Genomic DNA, 3,419 nt, shown 5'->3' on the forward strand with positions numbered 1-3,419 from the left:
ATCGAAATTTAAAACAAGTGCGCTTAACAAACGAATCAGAATGGAATTGTTCTTTTTTTCTCCGAAAATTCTTTCGATTTCATTTACATTTTTCTGATAGAGCAGCGTGGAAAGGATTTCGATTTCACTCGGGCTCAACTTAAATTCCCGAACGATGGAGTGAAACAGATTCACGTTTCCTAAAACGAGGGTTAGCTTGTCTTCGATAGGAAGAATGCTGATAATTTCGTTTAATTCTTCCAAAATTTTAAATGTGTTTTCTTTTCCGGAAACTCCAATCGACTCGGCTCCGATTTGAAGAACTTCTTTTCGAGATACGCTCCCTTTTGCGCTTTCTCTGAAAATTCTTCCTATATAAAAGATATTTTGATTTTCCCTTTGATGAGAAAAACCGGCCATCCCCTTAACCGCTTGAACGGTCAGATCGATACTAGGTGAAATTTCATTTCCGGAAAGATCTCGGATTCGAAACAAAGACGAAGAATTTGGAGTGGAAATCGTCTGTAGAAACGTTGAACTATAATCAAATGCAGGTAAGAATACTTCCGAATAGCCTTTTTTTTTAAGAATCCCGGATACAGTTTCTAATATAATTCTTCTATCCTTGCTGTCTTCGGGACCGAGAAAGTGAAAACCATCTGGGATCCACTTTTTCTGACTAGGTTCTGGAAGATTTTGATTCATGTTTTGGAATACTTCAGTTTCAAAATACAGTTCAAAACTGAGACGTCAGATTTCAAACCTTTTTAAAAAAATAGAATGACAATTCCAATGTAAACGAATGATTATCAACCGATCAAGAGATTCTTTCCGTCGTAAGATTTTTATCCAATGACATGGCGAACACTTTCAAAGGGTTTGCCCGGAAATTCCGGGAATGTTGAGAAATTTTCTTTCGCGGAGATTTTCGAAAACGATCTTAAATTCCGAATCTGTTTATAGAATCTATCGGAATACGAATAGTTCGGATTCTAGACGGTTATAAAGAATTTATTTTGGACGGACCAGGAAGGTAATACGATGGCTGAAAAAGAATCCAGCGTAGGCAAATGGCAAAAGGAATTTTTTGAAAACATTCATTTGTTCCAACGTTCCGGAATGACGGAAGAAGAAGCCAAAAAGATTCTTCAAAAATTTTTACATCTCTCTTCGATAACTCCGATGCCTCCGGTTATGGAAGTATTCAAAGAACCGAATCTTTTGGAAACCGTGGGAGTTTATACCTCTCCCGAACAACGTTCCCGAGAATTCATGATGGAATTTCTTTCTCCGATCATGAAACAGTTCACCGTGGAAGGTGTGGACAACCTTAAAGCGATTAAACCTTTAATCGGTAAGTATCCGATCACTCTTATTTCCAATCATTTGTCTCATTTGGATGCGCCTGCAATTTTTCATCAACTTTACAATTGTTCGCCCGAAGGAAAATCGATCGCGGAACAACTCGTTTTTATAGCGGGAAGATTGGCCTACGAACCTGATTTTACGAGACTCGGTTTGTATATGTTTGGGACTCTTTTAGTCTGCTCCAAAAGGGATATGGCGGATAATCCGAGTTTGTCCGACGTGATGACAAAGATCAATATGAGAGCCTTTCGTCATTCCCAAAAACTTCAGTCGGAAGGTAAAATCGTCGCCATTTTCCCGGAAGGGACCCGTTCCAGGGACGGAAGACTAATGCCTTTCGTGGAAACCGTTTATCATTATGTTGCCAATAAGGTTATTATCCCCATTTCTCTCGAAAAGACCGATAAGATTCTCCCGACGACAAGTCTTCTTTTCAATCAGGTGAACGGAAAGCTTGTGATCGGTAAACCTGTGTTAGTCGGGGAGCTTTCCCGTAAACAAATGGAATCTTTTCCTAAGGAAGTGGAACAACTTCAGTTTCCGGAACACGGAGATAAAAAGCAATTCTTGATCGACAATCTTGCTCTTCTTGTGGGCTCTAATTTGAATAAGCACCAACACGGAACTTATAGAAATCTCTACAAGGGAAACGTTTCCGGTAAAAATATTCTCATCAAAGTTCCAAACGAGCCGGAAGAAAAAATCGTCGTGATCGGCGCAAGTAGTATGTCGATCGCCGTCGCCACTCTTCTTGCAAACAAGGATATTCTGGTTTATCTCTATCATCCAGATCAGGCATACACGGAACAATGTAATACGGAAAGAAGAGAACTGAAATACTACCCTCTTTATAAACTTCCTCCGAATTTGGTTTTTACTTCCGATCCGGATGTTTTAAAGACCGCTACCTTATTCATTCAAGGAACTAATCCTTGGGAACTCATCAACGTTTATCCGGAAATTCAACCTTATTTAAATAGAAACAAGGCGCCTTTCTTTAACGTGATCAAAGGTTTTACAAGTACTGGTTTGATTCTCGACGAAGTACAAAACGCATTCGGTTTGGAAGACGATCGCCTCGGTGTAATTGCGGGAGCTTGTTATCCGGATCAAATCATGGAAAGAAAAATCTCCGGTTTCGAGATAGCCGCGTCGAATGAGACACTCATTTCAAGAGTTCAAAAACTTTTTACCAACGGTTATATCTTTCCAAGACCAGCGAGAATCCCAACCGACGTCAAAGGTGTCCAATTGGGAGGCGCTCTGAAAACGATCTATGCGCTTGCAATGGGAATTGTGGAGGGGTATTTCACACAGACTTTCGGCGGTAATGTGGATAATTCTCTCTTTCATTTATCCAATCGTTTTTTTGCGGAGATGACTGCGATCGGCACCAAGATGGGCGGACAATCAGAGACTTTTTTAGGTCTTTCCGGTTTAACCGACTTTATGCTTTCTTGTTTCGGAATGGATGCAAAAGATAGAAAGACGGGATACGATATCGCTTACGGTTCTCCATCGGAAAGAATGTCGAACGGATTCTATGGCCTTAAGGTAATGCCGAATTTGATGAAAATAACCGCGGAAAACACGCCGGTTCTTGCGGCTGCTTACGAAGTCGTGATCAATAAAAAGAACGTGAATCAAATCATTGAAATGCTGGAAAGCAGATTAGCAAGGGTTTGAAATCGTATTTTTTTAAGTTTCGTTTCCATCTGTAGAGATTTCGAGTTCTTTCGTCCATCTATATTCGTTTTTTCATCGAAGATTGTTTGCCTGCTGATTTTAAAATTTACGAAAGGTCTAAGAACCGGTCTTAAAACCTCTACAGAAATATTCATTTTGAATTTTTAATAAAATGAAAAGTTCTCTCCCCTTTGACGATCATCGGCCTTCGAATAGGTTTTATTATTGTCAAGCTTTCGTGGGAGTTCCCACATTTTGGAGGTTTTGAGACCGGCTCTGATATGGCGCCCCATCCGGAGCAGTAAATATTTTTTCGCATTTTTTTTAATCACCCAATAATTTAACTCGTTAGAGAAAAGCATTCGCGACGATTGATCAGACTGATA

The 3,419-nt window shown here is 39.8% G+C and carries 3 protein-coding genes (1 of these 3 running past the window's edge); 1 reads left to right on the forward strand and 2 read right to left on the reverse strand.

Going from position 1 to position 3,419, the window contains the following annotated elements; translation table 11 throughout:
• On the reverse strand, positions 1-684 hold the 5' portion of the coding sequence (locus CLV95_RS17035; RefSeq protein WP_002722989.1) for an ATP phosphoribosyltransferase regulatory subunit. It extends 351 nt beyond the left edge of the window; 684 of the gene's 1,035 nt are visible here — the first part of the coding sequence; the start codon lies at positions 682-684; its stop codon lies off the left edge, out of view.
• Positions 685-1,020: 336 nt separating this feature from the next.
• Here CLV95_RS17035 and CLV95_RS17045 point away from each other — a divergent pair, with 336 nt between their 5' ends.
• Positions 1,021-3,033 (forward strand): 1-acyl-sn-glycerol-3-phosphate acyltransferase, encoded by a 2,013-nt coding sequence (locus CLV95_RS17045; RefSeq protein WP_002735265.1) that lies wholly within the window; start codon positions 1,021-1,023, stop codon positions 3,031-3,033.
• A gap of 164 nt (positions 3,034-3,197) precedes the next feature.
• Here CLV95_RS17045 and CLV95_RS19110 read toward each other — a convergent pair.
• A partial coding sequence (locus CLV95_RS19110; protein WP_207768388.1) for a hypothetical protein occupies positions 3,198-3,419 on the reverse strand: 222 nt, incomplete at its 5' end.

Source organism: Leptospira borgpetersenii serovar Javanica (assembly GCF_003046425.1).
GTDB lineage: Bacteria > Spirochaetota > Leptospiria > Leptospirales > Leptospiraceae > Leptospira > Leptospira borgpetersenii.

What these genes read in the sequence shown, in the direction of transcription:
- CLV95_RS17045 (WP_002735265.1), top strand. Translation starts at nt 1,021, where the DNA reads ATGGCTGAAAAAGAATCCAGCGTAGGCAAATGGCAAAAGGAATTTTTT.